The sequence below is a fragment of the Paraliobacillus sediminis genome (assembly GCF_003426055.1).
This window is the reverse complement of the sequence record NZ_QJSI01000002.1, coordinates 179,952-197,723: the sequence shown is the minus strand read 5'-3', so window position 1 is coordinate 197,723 and position 17,772 is coordinate 179,952. Positions and strand designations below refer to the sequence as shown.

The window sequence follows — 17,772 nt, the reverse complement described above, 5'->3', positions numbered from 1 at the left end:
TTTTCTGATTAAATTAAGCTCTTGGATGATAACTTGTATATACGTCCTTTAGCCTTGCTTTAGAAACGTGGGTGTATATTTGAGTAGTGGAGATATCAGCATGTCCTAACATTTCCTGCACGGATCTAAGATCTGCTCCATTTTCAAGTAAGTGTGTGGCAAATGAATGTCTTAACGTATGTGGCGTTATTTCTTTCTTAATACCAACATCTCTGGCAATTCCTTTTAAAATTTTCCAAAATCCTTGCCTTGATAGTGCATTACCATGATGATTAACAAATAATTGTTCGGTACTTTTATTTTTAACTAATTGATTTCTACTATCAGTCAAATAAATTTCTATTGCATCTTTTGCGATGTCACCTAAAGGTACAATTCTTTCCTTTCCACCTTTTCCTAAGCAACGTACAAAACCCATCATTAAATGTAAATCAGTTACCTTTAAGTGAGTTAATTCAGATACTCTTAATCCAGTAGCGTATAGCATTTCTAACATTGCTTTATTACGTGTCGTTAACGGATCCGTTGTAGAGATCATTAATAGTGTATCTATTTCCTTTGTTGAAAGAACTTTTGGTAGTGTTCGAGCCTTCTTTGGTGATTCAATATGTAAACTAGCATCAGTTACAAACTGATATTCTCTAACTAAAAATTGATGAAATAGTCGAATAGATGAGAGTGCACGAGCTATAGTTGCTTGCGATCGATCATGGTCTTTTAAATTATAAAGGTATTTTAATATATGACTACGATCAACCTGTTTCCAATCTGTTATCTGACAATCCGTTTCTAAAAATGAACAATATTGTTTTATGTCTCGTCGATAAGATTGTAACGTGTTAATAGAAAGTCCTCTTTCTATTTGTAAGTAATGAAAAAAGTCATCGACAGTATCTTTCATTTCTATTCTCCTATTCGAAAAAAGATTGATAATCGATTAATCCAATCATGTTGTTCCTGCTGCATCACTTTTACAGCTTTTCCTTCTGGCGGATCATAGCGATGATAATTTTGGTATTCTACCTCCATAGCTCGCAAACCAAAATAGAATAAAGTTGTACAAAGTATGAATAATAAAAATAGTTTCATCGTATCCTTCGTATAACGCATTATAGTCTTCATTGGCATATCTCCTATCTATACCTGTTTCACACATTTTTAAAACGTGTTCCCTACAAGATATGCCAATTTGGTGAAAATATATACACATACTATATTTAGATTAACGAAAAATAGACTAACTGTAAATAAAAAAGCCCAAAACAAAAAGCCTTCTGCACTAAAGGCTCTATTCAGGAGGATGCTTTTAATTCTTCTTCTTGACATTTCCGACAAACACCATGAAATGTTAAACGGTGATCTTTGACTTTAAAATTCCAATCATTTTCAACTATTTTTTCTACATCCTCTAATAAATCATCCATAATTTCTTCAACAGATCCACATTCCATACATACTAAATGATGGTGGAAATGTGCAGCACCTTCTTCACGTAGATCATAACGGGAAACACCATCACCAAAATTTATTTTATCTACTATTTTAAGTTCGGATAATAACTCAAGTGTACGGTATACAGTTGCCAATCCAATTTCGGGTGCTTTCTCTTTCACTAATAAATAAACATCTTCTGCACTTAAATGATCTTCTTCTCGCTCTAATAACACACGAACTGTGGCTTCACGCTGTGGTGTAAGCTTATAGCTCTGTGAGTGTAAATGTTTTTTTATTCGATCAATTCGATGTTCCATGTATGAAACCTCCCTTACATTCTCAATTATAAGTAGGGAGTTGTTACGTGTCAATTAAAATAATTATAAATTATTAATGATAATCATTATTATTTAATAATAACTTAATTATAGAGCCATGAAATAACTAATTTCATCGCAGAGCTAGACACAACTGATTCTACCAACGCAGCTATAGCCGCAATTCCAATAAATAATAGAAACACGACAACATATTGAATGAATGGACGCAATGTTGGTTGTTGTATTCTCCTAGAAAATAGCTTTTGGAATAAAGCTAATGAAAATATCATTGCAACGCTGCTTGCTAATAAATAAATGGGGATGACAAACAAGTTTTGTGGTGCAATAGATGCAGCAGCAAAAACTAAACCTTTCCATCCTAATTGATTAACAAAAAAACCAACAGAAAAACCAACGACTACTCCCTTAATAAACATTAATATCCAGATAATCGGTACGCCAATAACAGATAAACCTAATATAAAAAATAAGAGTAGGTATTGTAAATGATAGGAAAAGGTTGTTTTAAAAAGTTCCTGTTTCTCTACCGTTGACCCTTCTAGTAATTGATTCATAAATTGATCAAGATAAAAATAGAGATCTTGTTTCTGAACAAAATCCATACTGTTTACAATAACTGCTCCAAAAATTATACCGATTAAGAACAAAACTAGCATAAAAAAATAAACAAGGCGATATTTTTTTACATGGACTATTACATAATTGTTATTGCGATTCATAGACTCCCTCCACTCCTACCATAAAGACTAGTGACTATAGTAAGAATCTATGAGCGGTGTTTATTAAATAGACCAATTACTTACTCAACTTGCTCAGCAAAAAAATAAGGCTAGTCATTGACTGTTTTATTTTTAAAGTATATCTGTTATGGCTACACAATCTTTACAACTATAGACTCTCTCGTAATTTAACGCTCTTTTGTATAAATAATAATTCAACTTATGCCCCAGCATGAAGTATTTGTAAGGATCTTTATATAAATGGGCATCTAAAAGAACTTTTGCCACGCTCCTCAAGTGAAATGGGCTCCCTTTCCGCAGGAACGGGCTGAAGATCCTCTCCTCTATAGAAGCGCTCTTTGCTTCTATAGATAGCTGAGGTTGTGTCCACGGCAAGGGAGACTATTTGCTACCGTAGCGTGTCTAGAGTTGTAAGACACTTACGACACGACGGAGTTTCTCTCCAGTGCGTAAGATGAAATATAATGATGATTACGAAGTCAACTTAAACTTTGAATTAAGTGGCTTTTTAGTTATAACAAGACTTAAATGCCTTTTCATTATGTGATAGTTGTGTTATCTATTTGTTTAAAATATTCTTAATCCGATTTAATTTGACCATACCTACCTCCGCCACCTGCTTTAACCTTTTGTTTTCCTTCACGCATTTGTAAAATTTGCTTCGTTATTGGTTGTGTAATAATTTCCGTTAACTCTGCTTCTGAAGCATGGTGAATGATATTCATTTCTGTACCAAATGTATCAAGAAGCTTTTTAACTGTTTTTGGACCCAACCCTTTAATATATTCTAAAGGAACTTGATGCACATACGGAACACGGTGTATAGGGTGTTCGTTTGTATCCTTTAATTCCATAATTCGATCCGCAACACCTTTTATAATCCCGTTATGACCACATGTTTTACAAATGGTACCATCTACTTGATCAGACAAACACAGTTTGCAGACAGTCGTATGGTATTTACCTAGTAGCGGGTTCATTCCATAGTTCACTAATACTTTCCTGTTTTCTACTCGATGCAAGGCCCACGTTAATTCTTTAAAGCTGGGTTTTTCTACTTGAATTTTTTGGTACTCTCTAGCAATTTTTGCTAAAGAGTGCGCATCAGAATTAGTTAAATAAGTATACGCATGCAATTCTTTAATTGTGTCAGCCATATCAGTATCAGAACTTAATCCTAATTCGATTCCATCAATTAAGTCAGGATCAAAAACTTCAGTTAATGATTGATCAACACCTTTACCATATAGACTTTTAAATGGCGTAAATACATGCGCTATAATGAACAAACCTTCTAATTCTTTTACTTTATATTGTAAATCTTTGGCCGACCCATAATACCGTTGCGAACTTAAATTTATATTGGTCATTTTAGTTGATAACCACTCCGTGAACTGTTTCATTTTATCCAAGTCAGGGAGAAAACATAGAACATGAATAGGTCCCTGACAATTTTCATCATAGACTTCGATTTCAGAACCTAAAATTAATGTAACCTCTTCAAATCTTATACCACCATCTGTTATCTCTTCTGCTTTATTTGCTTCTAATAGTTCTTCTAATTCCTCCTGTACGGAAGGGACATGACAATCAATCACACCAATCAATTGAATTCCTTTTTTACGACTTGCTTCTATTAAAATATTTGTCAGTGTTAACGTTTTAGAACCTGTTATCTTAACAGGCTTGTTGTGATAATCACGTCCTATATGTATATGTAGGTCGACGTATATAGTCTGTAACGACATGTGAGAACCTCACTTTTTCAATAGTTGTTTAAGATACATTAACGCATATACTGTTTTTGCATCATGAATTTTCTGTTCTGCCATTAATGCTTCCGCTTCCTCTAAAGTTAATTCCATTAATTCAACAAATTCATCTTCATCCAAGGATTTTGCCTCTTCTACTGGTTTAAGTTTGTCTGTGAAATAGATATATAAAAGCTCATCAGCAAAACCTGGTGATGAATAAAAAGATGTAACAAGTTCTAATTGATCCGTTGTATAACCTGTCTCCTCTTCTAATTCACGTAAAGCTGTTACTTCTGGTTTTTCTCCCTCTTCCAATTTCCCTGCAGGTATTTCTACCAAACTTTTTTCTAATGGTTTACGATATTGTTCAACAAAGACAATCTTATTTTCTTCTGTTAGTGCTATAATTGCAACCGCACCAGGATGTTTAATAATCTCTCGTTTCGAAGTCTTTCCATTTGGAAGTGTTACCTCATCAACTTGTAGATTTACCACTTTTCCATTAAAAATGTTTGTTGTTTGGATCGTTTTTTCTTCAAGTTTTTTCGTCATTGTCATGCACTCCTTTCGACTACTTTTCTTTCATTTATTTTAACATAGCAATTGCAAGAGTTGTATTTCATTGTGTTTCTTTTTACAATTGTATTATCTATAAAGGAGAGGACGATTATTCATGAAAAAAAACCGATTAGGAAATTCTGATTTATTTGTTTCTGAATTAGGTTTAGGCTGTATGTCTTTAGGAACAAATCAACAAAAGGCCACTAACATTATTACAGCAGCACTTGATCAGGGGATTAACTATTTAGATACAGCTGATTTATATGACAAAGCGGAAAATGAAGCAATTGTTGGTAAAGCATTAAAAGGAAAGAGAGAAGATGTTATTTTAGCAACCAAAGTAGGGAATCATCTTAACGAAGATGGTACATGGTTTTGGGATCCTTCTAAGGCATATATCAAAGAACAAGTAAAGAAGAGCTTACAAAGGTTACAAACGGACTACATTGATCTCTATCAACTCCATGGAGGAACGATTGACGATCCAATTGATGAAACCATAGAAGCGTTTGAAGAACTTAAAAAAGAAGGCCTCGTTCGCTATTATGGTATGTCTTCAATCAGACCAAATGTTATTCGTGAATATGTGAAGCGATCTTCGATTGTATCGGTAATGATGCAATACAGTATGTTTGATCGAAGACCTGAAGAAGAATTATTAGCTCTATTAGAAAAAAACAACATCAGCGTCGTCACTAGAGGTGCTTTAGCAAAAGGTATGTTAAGTGATCAAGCACAAGAAGTTGTTAAACAAAAAGGAAATGATGGTTATCTTGATTATAGCTATGAAGAGTTAGTAGCAATGACAAATGCATTAAGTAAAGAAACCAACACTTTATCTGTATCTGCCTTGCAGTATGTTCTGCATAAACCGGCCGTTGCAAGTGCAGTAGTTGGCGCGAGCTCAACGAAACAATTACTGGATAACGTAAGACTTAAAAATGCTACACCATTGTCTGAGTCCACTTATCAAGCTTTACAACAGATATCAAGACCAACCACCTATCAAAACCACAGATAAATAAAAAGCATGGGATAATTAATCCCATGCTTTTTATTTAAACTTTTTCCAATTCAAGTCACTTTCTCCTAAAAGTTCTTCAAAGCTTTTATTTGCTTCTCGTTCTTTTCGGTCCGCTATCTTTTGCTTTCGTATCTTTTCTATTTTATCCACTTCTACTTGTTTCAACAATTCCTTTTTACCTTGTAAAGCTTTAACTATAGCTGGATCTAATCTATCTTTCAAACTGTTTTCTTCTTGTTTTTTACTCATGCTGGCACTTCCTTTGTTACTGTTTGCATCGAGATAATTGGATTTAACATTCCTGCTGGACTTGATAACCGAAATCCATTCCCGATAAAATCAAGTTTTACTTTTGTTTCAAAAAACATTTCATGGAATGAATCTACTATAACGTCATATTTAGAACATGCTACGTCCTTATCTTTTTCTTTCTTTTTATCGGTGAAACGAATTGTCGGAATGCCACTAACACTACAATCACAGCCATCATTATCATACAATAGCAACAAGTATTTTTGGTTTTCACTATTTAGTACTATTAATTTTTCTAATGCTTCTTCTGTAATCGTTAAATTCATCGGAGAACCCTCCATTTTTGTCTATATTCTTAGTATAAAAATTTCTGTTCAAAAATGCAACGATCTTATTTTTTACTGAACTGATTACGCAATAAGCGTTCAGCTAATCCTGGGAAGATATGATAAAGTCGACTACCAAACTCCATCCATCTTGGCAAGTTAATTTCTCGTTTTTTTCTAAATAGTACTTTGACAATTTGATCGACTACTTGATCTGGTTCAATCATAAAATCTTTCACATTTTCTTGATAATTTCCTGTTGGATCAGCTACATCAAAAAAGTTCGTCCGTACTGGTCCAAGGTTAACCGTCGTTACAAGTACACCTTGTTTCTCTACCTCTAAACGAAGCGCGTTACTAAAGCCTAACACAGCATGTTTACTTGCACTGTATGCAGATGACTTAGGTGTAGCAATTTTACCAGCAAAGGATGCAATATTTATGATATGCCCTTGTTTCTTCTTGATAAAATGTGGTAAAAAATAACGAATCCCTTCAATTAAAGCTAACACATTCACTTGAAACATCTTTTCTATATCGTGGTAATCCGCATCCTGAACAGCATCAAAAATTCCAAATCCCGCATTATTTACCATGGCATCAATCGTCTGATGGTTTGCTTCAATCTTTACTAAGCACGATTGCAAAGATACCTTATTAGATAAATCAACAATATAATATGTACATGTAATCGGATAATCCTGTTCTAATTTAATTTTAATCTTCTCTAGTTTATCACCAGACCGTGCCAATAGAATTAGATTTGCACCAGCCATCGCTAGCCTATGTGCTAAAACTTCCCCAATGCCACTTGATGCACCGGTAATCATTATCGTCTTGTTCGAAAAATCTCTCATTTATGTCCCTTTCTTGTATACACGAATTCTTACTATTAATTATGCTATTTATTGAACGCTACTGCAAATAATAGCCTTATTGGCTTTACTACGAAAACCAATAACTTATCTCTATTTTGAATTGCTCAGTTGCTTGACAATTTTTTTAAAAAAAGAGGATCAATACCTTCTTGATTCTAAAAAAATAATTAAATCAAAATAAATTTTCTTTCATCTAAGCTTGGAAAGCCTGTTCCACCTTACTTCCACTTTTTGTTCATGACGATTAAAAACCCTAAAATAATATTGTTACTGTCGTTTTTGTTTACAATTTCTTAAGATATCACTTACTTTCAAATTGACTTTTTTTTAGAAATATAACACAATCATAAAGAATACCTTATCTAGAGGTGAAAAAGAGTGAAAACAATTATTTATGCACACCGTGGAGCTAGTAAACTAGCACCGGAAAATACAATGCCGGCATTTCAACTTGCTTATGAACAAAACGCAGATGGAATTGAAACTGATATTCAATTAACTAAGGATCATATTCCTGTGTTAATTCATGATGAAAGCGTAAGACGAACAACCAATGGAACGGGGTTTGTCCAAGACTATACATTCGAGGAGTTACAAAAATTAGATGCTGGCTCTTGGTTTTCAGAGTATTATGTCAATACATCCATCCTATCACTTGAAGATTTTTTATATTGGTCAATGGATAAAAAAGTATTACTTAATTTAGAATTAAAAACAAATATCATTGCATATAGGAACATTGAAAAACTTGTCTATGATTTATTAAAAAAATACAATAAAATAAATCAAACAGTTATTTCTAGTTTTAATCCAAACAGCATAAAAAAAATGCATAAAATTGATCCAAGTGTAACAACAGCATTATTGACTTCAAATAGAATGACGGAATTATTTACTTTCACACAAAAACTTGGTGCTAATGGCTTACATATTAAATATCGCTTATTAAATCGAGCATTTATAGCTAAAGCAGAATCTAAAGACTTATATTTGGCTTGCTATACAATAAATCGATCTGCTCAAATGTTGCGCTGTTATAAATTAGGGTTACGTGCAATTTTTACCGACCTACCCCATGTTGCAATTGAGACAAGAGAATTATTTGAACAAGATATATTAGAATAAGCAGGCAGTTAGCAGTTGGAACGAAAATTATGCGACCTATGTGCAGACATAATTCGTATTGGCCAAATGTAGCAATTGATGATTTAAACACTACATTTGAACCACCAAAACAATATAGTCGAGGATGGTAATGAATGAAACTACAATTTTTAGGTACTGGAGCGGGCGTTCCTTCTAAAGAACGCAACGTATCTGCAGTCGCACTAGACCTTACGCAAGAAAGAGGCACAACTTGGTTATTTGATTGTGGTGAAGCAACACAACATCAAATATTAAACACGAACATCCGACCGCGTAAAATAGATAAAATTTTTATTACACACTTGCATGGTGACCACATATATGGTTTACAGGGTTTTCTTAGTAGTCGCTCGTTTCAAGATGGTATAACTCCTGTTACTATATACGGGCCAAAGGGCATAGAAGCATACATCACTGTTAGTCTAGAAGTTAGTCAAACACGTCTTCGCTATCCGCTTTATTTTCATGAAGTTGAAGAAGGCATGTTATTTGAAGATAGCAAGTTTAACGTTTATTGCAAAAAGTTGGAACATGGTATTGACTCTTATGGCTACCGAATTGTAGAGAAGGATTCATCTGGGGAGCTCTTAGCCGAGAAATTAAAAGCGATAGGAATTCCACCTGGGCCAATTTATCAACAAATAAAAGAAAATGAAACAACTATCCTAGCTGATAACAGCACGATTAACCGAGCCGACTTTATTGGCCCTAATAAAAAGGGGCGAATAGTGAGCATTTTGGGAGATACAAGATATTTTACTGAAATAGCTGCATTTATTAGAGATAGTGATGTCCTAGTTCATGAAGCAACTTTTGCTCAAGATGAAGAAGAAATGGCATATAACTATTACCATTCCACAACGAAACAAGCAGCGGAACTTGCTCGATCAGGAGCTGTCAACCAGTTGTTATTAACCCATATTTCTTCTCGTTATCAAGGGGAAGCAATTACTCAATTAGAAGCAGAAGCAACAGCTATCTTTCCTAATTCAAAAATTGTAGCTGATTTACTTGAGTGGGAAATCATTCAAAAGTAAGAAAAAAACGACATACTAAATAAGCACAATTCTTTTTCTAATAATAGAGAATTGTGCTTATTTTTTATAATCATCTAGGTAATCTTTTTGAAAGCTTGTGCGTGGTTGGCTTTTATCTTCTACTTGTTTTATTTTTTTAAACGTATTTTCTCCGTATCTTTCAGTTAACTTTTCCATTGTTTGAAAGAGTTTTTCTTTCGATGCCGCTTTCTCATACGTAAATAAATTGAGCTGTTGGCTAATTTCTTTCTTATCCACCAGGTCTTGGACAGTTACTCCTAATAAACGTATTGGATCCCCATTCCAGTGCTTTTCAAACAAATTATTACTAATAGAAAAAATCGTCTCTTCTTCTTCAATAAATTCAGACAATTTAAGACTTCTTGTAATCGTTTTACGGTCATGAAATCGAATCGTGATTTGTACGTGTTGTCCGACTACTTCTTTTCGTTTTAATCTCGCAGAAACCTTCCGCGCTAGTTTTCGGATTAATTTCTGGATTTCTCTATCATCAATTGTATCTTCAGGTAATGTCTCAGAATTACCAATACTTTTAAAATCGTAAATTGCATCTGGATCAACAGGCCTTAAATCAATTCCATTAGCACGATTTTGAAGCCGTTCACCATTAATGCCAAGCAAACGTTTTAGACTATATGTGTCAGCTTCAATTAAATCTTTAATGGTAATAATATCAACTTTATTTAACTTCTCTGCTGTTTTAGCACCAATTCCGTGCATTGCATCTACAGGTAGTGGCCAAAGTTTTGTTGCTAAATCACGTTTTCGTAAAACAGTAATTCCCATCGGCTTCTTCATATCTGAAGCCATTTTCGCTAAAAATTTATTTGGAGCTATACCTATACTGCAAGGTATATCTAATTCATCAATAATCTGTTTTTGTAAGCGTTCAGCTATTTCGATAGGCGACCCCAAGGCAACACATTCGGTAATATCCATATACCCTTCATCAATTGATACTGGTTGCACACAAGGTGTAATTGCTGCAAGCATTTTAAACATTTCACTTGATGCTTTACGATAACGATCAAAATTTGGGCGCATCACAATTAAATTAGGACAAAGCTTTTTCGCTTCCCATAAAGGCATTGTCGTTTTTACCCCTTTTGCTCTTGCTTCATAGCTACTCGTCACTACTATTCCCCGACGTTCTTCCGGGTTGCCTGCAATAGCAAGCGGTTTCCCTTTTAATGAGGTGTCATAAGCTGCCTCTACTGATGCATAAAAACTATTCATATCTACATGAAATATTACTCTTCCATTTTTTGGATACCATTTAGACATAGGTCTCTCCCTTTAAAAGAACATTCGTTCTAAATTAATTATAACACGATCTTTATTATTATGGCTAATTGGTTATCGTTCAAAGTAGTAGCACAAAAAAACGTCCCTCAAATACTTAGAGAGACGTTTTAAGTATTTATTTACTAGGTGTTGCTACTTCTTCGATAATTGAAACAATAAATTCGGTAACTTTGATTAAATCTTTTACTGGCATTCTTTCATTTGTTGTATGAATATTTTCATACCCAACAGCTAAATTTACTGTTGGAATACCAAATCCTGCAATTATATTGGCGTCACTGCCACCACCACTTGTTTTCAGTGTACTGTTACGTCCAATACGTTTAGCTGCACGCTTAGCAATTTCTACAACATGATCCCCATCTACTTGCTTATAGCCAGGGTACATAATAGTACTTTCAACTTCTACTTTACCGCCCATTTCAGTCGCTGCATCCTCAAAAGCATTTTTCATCTTTTGAACTTGTATTTCCAGTTTCGCTGGATCAAGTGAGCGGGCTTCTGCTAAAATCTCAACATAATCACATACAATATTTGTTTTTTGACCACCTTCAAAACGACCGATATTAGCAGTAGTTTCGTCATCTATTCTTCCTAAAGGCATTTTTGCAATTGCTTTTGATGCAATTGTTATTGCAGAAACACCTTTTTCTGGCGCTACACCTGCGTGCGCAGTTTTCCCTTTAACAATCGCAACAACTTTAGCTTGTGTTGGAGCTGCAACAATAATGTCACCAACAACGCCATCACTATCTATTGCATAGCCAAACTTGGCTTTTAAAAGATTTGTGTCCAACTCTTTAGCACCAACTAGGCCAGATTCTTCACCAGCTGTTATCACAAATTGTATTTCACCATGCGAAATATTTTTCTCTTTAAGTAATCGTATAGCTTCAATTATTGCAGCTAAACCTGCTTTATCATCTGCACCTAGTATCGTTGTACCATCAGAAACGATGTAACCATCCACTATTGATGGCTTAATACCTTTTCCAGGAACAACTGTATCCATATGAGATGTGAAATAAATCGTATCCGTGTCGGTTGCGTTATTACCTTTCAATGTGCAAATAAGATTACCTGCCCCATGTCCAGTCTTATTTTTACTATCATCTTCTACCACATCTAAGCCTAAATCAGTGAATTTCTTTCTTAAAACCTCAACTATTTCATTTTCTTCTTTTGTTTCTGAATCAATTTGTACTAATGTTATAAATTCTTCAATAAGTCTATCTTGATTAACCATTTTATTTACTTCCTCCTCAATCGTAAAACAAGTTTCACTAATTACGTTAGCGAACCAATTATCAATTGTCAATTTTAACATACGGAAAAAGGTTGTACCTTTTGTTAATTCACGATAAAATACTTAGTAGTAATGTGTTTGAAGGAGGCGGAAAAAAATGGCGAGTAAAACAGTATCAAACGAACCAAGAAAACTCTCAAAACGTCAAAGACGAAATAAAATAATTGTCTATATAATGATTCTTGCTATGGTATTATCAACATTCACTATGGGGCTAGCATATCTAGTAAATTAAAACAATAAACCAGCCAATATTCTTGGCTGGTTTATTATTTAATCGCTCCTGCTTCTCTTGCAAGACTTTCAAAATTCTTGTCAGACCTTAAAATCCATACTTTTGTACCTATAGGGACTTGTTCATAAAGCTTTTCAACATTTTTATTTAACATACGAATACACCCAGCAGAAACATTCTTTCCAATCGATTCCGGTTGATTTGTTCCATGAATACCATACGTTCTTCCATCTGTCTCTTTTGCATTAAATCCAATCCATCTTGATCCAAGTGGATTATTTGGGTCACCACCAGGAATATCCTTTTTTCGATAATAAGGATCGATTGCTTTAACAATTATCGTATGGATACCGTTTGGTGTCAATTCCTCTGTAGCACCCGTTGCAACTGGATAAACTTCTTGTACTTTACCTTCGTTTACAAAAGCTAATTGATTACTTTGTTTATTAACGATTACAAATGGCGCATTCAAACTCGGATTTTCTCCTAAAGGCCACAGTGGAGAAACTATCAAAATGACGGTGAGCATGATTAATTTCATTTTAATCCCTCATTTATATGTTTCCCCTAGTATCTACAATCAAAATGTAATTATGTCTTTAACTACATTTTCGTTAATTTCTCTGGCGTACGTGCTTTTTTAATCTCTAAATATTCTTCAATTTCATGTAACAATTGAAATAGATTCGCTCTTGATTCAAATTCTTCTCTCGTTTTAGGAAGATCATCTTCTTCAAATTGTTTTTTTAAATCATCAACTGAATCTAAATGTTTTTTAGCATTATTTCCAGGTTGTACGGCTTCAGCTAGATCATCAAAAAAGCTACCAATTCGATCAGCTTGTTCCGTTAACTCATTCATTTGACTTATAACCGGCAACATTCGTTTTAGTAAATCAAATTGTTTTTTACGCATTTCAAAGTAATCTTTATATGGATGTTCTTCTCGTAATAAATGATTTTCGGCATCTCTTGACACAAATAAATCAGCTTGTCGAAACAACTTTTCTGTTTCAATAAGTTCTTTACCAGTCCAGGTTTTTTTACCTTCATGAAGATATATGGCGATTTCTTCCAAAATTTGTTGAAAGTTTTTCTCCACCTTTTTGCGTAAAGATTGTAATTTCGATTCCAAACTTGGCATGTATAAATTTAAAAGTAATGCTGAGCCAATTCCAATAGCAATTAATAATACTTCATTCAAAATTAATTCCCAAGTAATAGAGGCAGCACTATACAAATGTAATAAGATGACGGAACTAGTAACGATACCTGGTGTTAAGTTTAACTTGATTGTTGTTGGAATAAAAACTAACAATAATATACCAATAGATATTGGATGATAACCTACCGTTTCGAAAATAGCAAATGAATAGATCATTGCAATTAGACACGATCCAAAACGATGCCAAGCACTTAAAAAAGATCTTTTTCTTGTTGTCTGAATACATAATACCGCGATAATTCCTGCTGATACAAAATTGTCTAATTGAAATAGTTCTGCAAGCCAAATTGCTAAAGGAGTCGCAATAGCAGTTTTAATCGTTCGGTAACCAATTTTCACAATTTTTGCTCCCCACTTAATCATTTCTATTTCACATAGTATAATGCATAAGTATAGAGCAAATCCCTGTTCTCGTAAATACAAGCACAGGGATTTGCGAAAAAAGTATTAGTTAGCTTTCTCAAAAGCTTCTTGTAGTTGATAAACAACTTGTTCAGGGGTATAACCTTCAATATTATTACGTTCTACCATTGTTACAATTTGTCCGTCCTTTAATAGCGCAAATGAGGGCGATGAAGGTTGGTAACCTTTAAAATATGCACGTGCCTTTTCAGTTGCCTCTTTATCTTGACCAGCAAATACTGTTACTAGATTATCTGGACGATGATTAGATTCTACAATATGAGCTGCAGCTGGACGAGCAACTCCACCAGCACAACCACATGTTGAATTAATCATTACAAGTGTTGTCCCTTTAGCTGTTAATGCTTGATCCACTTCCTCAGGAGTTTTCAATTCCTGATAACCAGCATTATTCATTTCCTCACGAGCTGTCTGAACAATGTCTCCCATAAATAAATTAAAATCCACTCTATTTCAACTCCTCTGTTTATCTGTACACTTTTACTGTCTACATTATTTTAACAACTTTCAAAAGAACTAGCAATTAATTGTATTTCCCGGGTAACCGCAAAAAACACGTTTTTTAATAATATTTTTGTAGAATTAAGTAGTTATAAGACGAACTAGTGCATAATTGGTCATAAAATAGTATAATACATTGACATAAATCAAAGGAGGTAATTAGCTATCAAAGATCATAAATTTAGTAGCTTTATTACTCGCTTATTTTCAAATGAATCAACAATTGAACTTTCAAATGATGAGGCTAGCGTGACTAATCAAAACCAAACAGACTTAATGAAACAACTTGAATCGAATCAGAAGCATTTAATACATGCTCAAGAAATTGCCAAGATTGCAAGTTGGGAATATTTAATAGATGAAGATAAATTATATTGTTCTGATTACTTTTATGATATTTTTGGACTGGATCATTCTATACATATACCGATGACTAAACCTTTTCAATTGGTTCATCCAGATGATTTTGACGAAGCTTCGGAAAAAGTTCAACAAGCTCTAAAAGGGGAAAATTATTCTTCTGAGTATCGAATTTATCATGGTAAAACCAATGAAATTCGTTACTTAAAAACAAAAGCTGAAGTAATTTATATCGATAAAAAGCCGTATAAATTACTTGGTATGATTCAAGATAATACTGTTGAAAAAAAATTAGAAAAAGAACTCATTACGATCAACAACCGGTTCAAACAAATTTACGATCATTTAAGCTCGGGGATTTGGATGAAAGATTACCCTTCCAATAAACTTAATTTCATTTCAAAAGGTGCTGAGAAAATTTTTAATTTGTCACTAGACGAATTATATGCTGACGAAACTATTTGGCAAACAGCTATTCATCCTGATGACCAAGAAGTCGTTTTTAATAGACAAAAAGATCTATTAACTGGAAAGTCAATTAAACATCGTTATCGAATCATTACATATGATGGTGAAACAAAATGGGTTTTTGACCAAACAATTCCGTGGTTTAATAGTGACAATAAATTAATACGTTTATTTGGAGTTATAGTTGACATAACTTCTGAAATGGTGATGCATGAAGAATTAGTTTATTATGCATCACATGACATTCTAACTAACCTACCAAATCAACGTAGCTTATCCGAAAAAATTGCTGAGCTAATTGATAAAAAAAGTCCGTTTGCCTTATTTTATCTGGACTTAGATCGTCTCGCTCATATCAATGACTCCTTAGGCTATCAAATTGGAAATGAGGTTTTAAAAAACGTTGCGAAAAAGCTAACAGCGTCCTTACCTTCTACTAGTTATGTTGCTAGATTAGTCAGTAACGATTTTATTATTATTGATACAGAGGCATTACATATAGATTCAGCAAGTAATTTAGCTGATACACTATTACAAACAATTAAAAAGGAAATCAACATATTTGATTATCAATTACATTTAACAACAAGTTTAGGTATTAGTTTTTATCCTGAAAACGGCGATACAGAATTGAAACTTTTAGAAAGTTCTCATACTGCATTAAAACAAGCAAAAAACAATGGGAAAAATACCTATCAATTTTATTCATCTTCAAATAATATATCAGCATATAAAAAATATATGCTTTCACAAGATTTAAGAAAAGCGATTATTAATGAAGATTTCGAGGTCTATTATCAACCTCAAGTGAATGCGTTTACTGGATTAATTGAATCCGCTGAAGCTTTATTACGATGGAATCATAAAGAATGGGGTTTAGTATCTCCATCTGAATTTATTCCATTAGCTGAAGAAAACTATCTCATGAATGATATAGGAGATTGGGTGATTGCTAAAGTGATCGAACAATTAAAAATATGGAAAGATCAAGATTATATATTACGCCCTATTTCAATTAATATATCTCCTAATCGATTTTTAAAACCAGGATTGATTTCATTTGTAAAGAGCCAATTAGAGAAACATGACATTTCTGCACACTTTATAACATTTGAAATTACTGAAAGTGCGTTATTAAAAAATGAAAGTAACGTACAGCATACACTTTCACAACTACGTGCAATAGGTATTTCAATTGCAATTGACGACTTTGGCACTGGCTATGCATCTTTACAATATTTACGCGAATTTCATGCTGATGAATTAAAGATTGATCGCATTTTCATCTTAAATATACTCGATGAAAATAAAAAGGATGCCGCAATAGTTAGTAGTATATTATATCTCGCAAAATCACTAGATATGAAAGTCATAGTTGAGGGTGTAGAGAATTTTGAACAACTTCAACTTCTGAAACAAAAAGAATGCCACCTTATACAAGGGTATCTTTTTTCAGAACCTGTACCAATAAGCGGATTCGAAAAAATGATAAAGAAAGGTTTTCTGCCAATTCCAAAATCAACTAAAGTGTCTAAACCTAAAATAGATAGAAGAAAATATTATCGATTATCCTTTCCTGGATATCTACAAGGTGGACTATCTATTATTGAAATTAACAATCGTAAAATAAATGTAGGGATGGCAAAGATATTAATTGAAAATATTAGTTTGGGCGGCTTAAAAATAATGTCTGCCTTAAAATTACCAGTTCAATCAAATATGAAGATTATATACACATTTTCCCTAAATGGATTCGAATTTGAAATCATCGGATCTTTCGTTTGGAAAAGCGAAATAGGACAAGATATTTTTTACTACGGTGTTGCTTTTGATGACGTTTCTGAAGCAACTAAGGATCATCTAGCGAAAGTAATTAATCAATTGACTATTTTCTCAAAAAATAACCAGCCGATTCCAGATACAAAATTCTATATAGATAATCCAATTTCCTACTTTCTTGAAGATATTGACTAAGTTATGTTTAAACTTTAACAAAAAACGCCATCCTAGTAATAAAATTATTCGGAGGCGTTCTTAATGAAAATATGTATGCGTAATCAATTAATTGAAAATCTTAAGAGTACAATACCACGTTTATCTAATAAATATCATTTTGACAGTATGACAACTTATCTAACCAAAGGTCAAGCAGATTCATTATATATTGGTTATCAAATTAATCTAAATACCAAAGACTATTACGTATATTTACCTTATATGCGCTATTCTGAAGAAGCTTTAATTCCACTTACACCAATTTGGACCTTAGAGTCTAAAAGTAATAACACGTCTTCATTCAGAGGTTATGATCATCTAGATAATTGCTTAAATGCACTTGATAAATCGAGCAGTCAACGTATCAACAGAGCTATTTAATAAAAACACCTTCATTTATGACCACTTTAAAGTGTCCTAAACGAAGGTGTTTTTATGTGT

General features: G+C 33.3%; 20 protein-coding genes. 6 read left to right on the top strand and 14 right to left on the bottom strand.

Going from position 1 to position 17,772, the window contains the following annotated elements:
- Positions 1–13 precede the first annotated feature (13 nt).
- The 6 genes from xerD to D2K60_RS06955 all read right to left on the bottom strand — a co-directional run bounded on the left by xerD (position 14) and on the right by D2K60_RS06955 (position 4,821).
- Positions 14–901 (bottom strand): site-specific tyrosine recombinase XerD, encoded by an 888-nt coding sequence (gene xerD, locus D2K60_RS06980; RefSeq protein ID WP_117169303.1) that lies wholly within the window; start codon positions 899–901, stop codon positions 14–16.
- Between the two features lie 2 nt (positions 902–903).
- On the bottom strand, positions 904–1,122 hold the full coding sequence (locus tag D2K60_RS06975) for a YqzK family protein (protein WP_117169302.1): 219 nt from the start codon (positions 1,120–1,122) through the stop codon (positions 904–906).
- Between the two features lie 170 nt (positions 1,123–1,292).
- Entirely contained in the window at positions 1,293–1,751 is a 459-nt protein-coding gene (gene fur / locus D2K60_RS06970; RefSeq protein WP_117169301.1) for a ferric iron uptake transcriptional regulator, read from the bottom strand.
- Positions 1,752–1,855: 104 nt separating this feature from the next.
- Positions 1,856–2,494: a stage II sporulation protein M gene (gene spoIIM, locus D2K60_RS06965; protein ID WP_117169300.1), complete on the bottom strand. Its 639-nt coding sequence runs from the start codon at positions 2,492–2,494 to the stop codon at positions 1,856–1,858.
- Positions 2,495–3,093: 599 nt separating this feature from the next.
- A complete protein-coding gene (locus D2K60_RS06960; protein ID WP_117169299.1) occupies positions 3,094–4,263 on the bottom strand; it encodes an endonuclease Q family protein in 1,170 nt (389 codons plus the stop codon).
- Between the two features lie 9 nt (positions 4,264–4,272).
- Complete coding sequence (locus D2K60_RS06955) at positions 4,273–4,821, bottom strand: NUDIX hydrolase (RefSeq protein ID WP_117169298.1); 549 nt, start codon at positions 4,819–4,821, stop codon at positions 4,273–4,275.
- A gap of 121 nt (positions 4,822–4,942) precedes the next feature.
- On the opposite strand from D2K60_RS06955, the gene D2K60_RS06950 reads away from it, so the two are divergent.
- Positions 4,943–5,851, top strand: a complete 909-nt coding sequence (locus D2K60_RS06950; protein WP_117169297.1) for an aldo/keto reductase — start codon at positions 4,943–4,945, stop codon at positions 5,849–5,851.
- Between the two features lie 33 nt (positions 5,852–5,884).
- Here the strand turns inward: D2K60_RS06950 and D2K60_RS06945 are convergent, their stop codons facing one another.
- The 3 genes from D2K60_RS06945 to D2K60_RS06935 all read right to left on the bottom strand — a co-directional run bounded on the left by D2K60_RS06945 (position 5,885) and on the right by D2K60_RS06935 (position 7,289).
- Positions 5,885–6,103: a YqkE family protein gene (locus D2K60_RS06945; protein ID WP_117169296.1), complete on the bottom strand. Its 219-nt coding sequence runs from the start codon at positions 6,101–6,103 to the stop codon at positions 5,885–5,887.
- Complete coding sequence (locus D2K60_RS06940) at positions 6,100–6,432, bottom strand: iron-sulfur cluster biosynthesis family protein (protein WP_162880730.1); 333 nt, start codon at positions 6,430–6,432, stop codon at positions 6,100–6,102. Before D2K60_RS06940 ends, D2K60_RS06945 begins: the two co-directional genes overlap by 4 nt.
- 65 nt (positions 6,433–6,497) lie before the next feature.
- Positions 6,498–7,289, bottom strand: coding sequence for an SDR family NAD(P)-dependent oxidoreductase (locus D2K60_RS06935; protein ID WP_117169294.1), 792 nt, complete (start codon positions 7,287–7,289; stop codon positions 6,498–6,500).
- A 399-nt stretch (positions 7,290–7,688) separates the two neighbouring features.
- On the opposite strand from D2K60_RS06935, the gene D2K60_RS06930 reads away from it, so the two are divergent.
- The gene (locus tag D2K60_RS06930; RefSeq protein ID WP_117169293.1) at positions 7,689–8,435 is read left to right on the top strand and encodes a glycerophosphodiester phosphodiesterase; all 747 of its coding nucleotides are present in this window, start codon (positions 7,689–7,691) and stop codon (positions 8,433–8,435) included.
- Positions 8,436–8,569: 134 nt separating this feature from the next.
- A complete protein-coding gene (gene rnz / locus D2K60_RS06925; RefSeq protein ID WP_117169292.1) occupies positions 8,570–9,493 on the top strand; it encodes a ribonuclease Z in 924 nt (307 codons plus the stop codon).
- 57 nt (positions 9,494–9,550) lie between these two features.
- Here the strand turns inward: rnz and D2K60_RS06920 are convergent, their stop codons facing one another.
- Both D2K60_RS06920 and D2K60_RS06915 read right to left on the bottom strand, forming a co-directional pair.
- Positions 9,551–10,798 (bottom strand): DNA polymerase IV, encoded by a 1,248-nt coding sequence (locus tag D2K60_RS06920; RefSeq protein WP_117169291.1) that lies wholly within the window; start codon positions 10,796–10,798, stop codon positions 9,551–9,553.
- A 136-nt stretch (positions 10,799–10,934) separates the two neighbouring features.
- Positions 10,935–12,065, bottom strand: coding sequence for a M20/M25/M40 family metallo-hydrolase (locus D2K60_RS06915; RefSeq protein ID WP_117169290.1), 1,131 nt, complete (start codon positions 12,063–12,065; stop codon positions 10,935–10,937).
- Between the two features lie 157 nt (positions 12,066–12,222).
- On the opposite strand from D2K60_RS06915, the gene prli42 reads away from it, so the two are divergent.
- Entirely contained in the window at positions 12,223–12,360 is a 138-nt protein-coding gene (gene prli42 / locus D2K60_RS21115) for a stressosome-associated protein Prli42 (RefSeq protein ID WP_162880729.1), read from the top strand.
- A 34-nt stretch (positions 12,361–12,394) separates the two neighbouring features.
- Here prli42 and D2K60_RS06910 read toward each other — a convergent pair whose 3' ends face one another.
- The 3 genes from D2K60_RS06910 to D2K60_RS06900 form a co-directional block, all read right to left on the bottom strand.
- Positions 12,395–12,901, bottom strand: a complete 507-nt coding sequence (locus tag D2K60_RS06910) for a L,D-transpeptidase (protein WP_117169289.1) — start codon at positions 12,899–12,901, stop codon at positions 12,395–12,397.
- Between the two features lie 62 nt (positions 12,902–12,963).
- Positions 12,964–13,926: an aromatic acid exporter family protein gene (locus D2K60_RS06905; RefSeq protein ID WP_117170349.1), complete on the bottom strand. Its 963-nt coding sequence runs from the start codon at positions 13,924–13,926 to the stop codon at positions 12,964–12,966.
- Positions 13,927–14,031: 105 nt separating this feature from the next.
- The gene (locus D2K60_RS06900) at positions 14,032–14,436 is read right to left on the bottom strand and encodes a BrxA/BrxB family bacilliredoxin (protein WP_117170348.1); all 405 of its coding nucleotides are present in this window, start codon (positions 14,434–14,436) and stop codon (positions 14,032–14,034) included.
- A gap of 321 nt (positions 14,437–14,757) precedes the next feature.
- On the opposite strand from D2K60_RS06900, the gene D2K60_RS06895 reads away from it, so the two are divergent.
- Both D2K60_RS06895 and D2K60_RS06890 read left to right on the top strand, forming a co-directional pair.
- Complete coding sequence (locus D2K60_RS06895; protein WP_117169288.1) at positions 14,758–17,310, top strand: EAL domain-containing protein; 2,553 nt, start codon at positions 14,758–14,760, stop codon at positions 17,308–17,310.
- A 63-nt stretch (positions 17,311–17,373) separates the two neighbouring features.
- Positions 17,374–17,712 carry a DUF5634 family protein gene (locus tag D2K60_RS06890; protein WP_117169287.1) on the top strand — a complete coding sequence of 113 codons (339 nt, stop codon included), beginning with the start codon at positions 17,374–17,376 and terminating at the stop codon, positions 17,710–17,712.
- Positions 17,713–17,772: the final 60 nt, after the last annotated feature.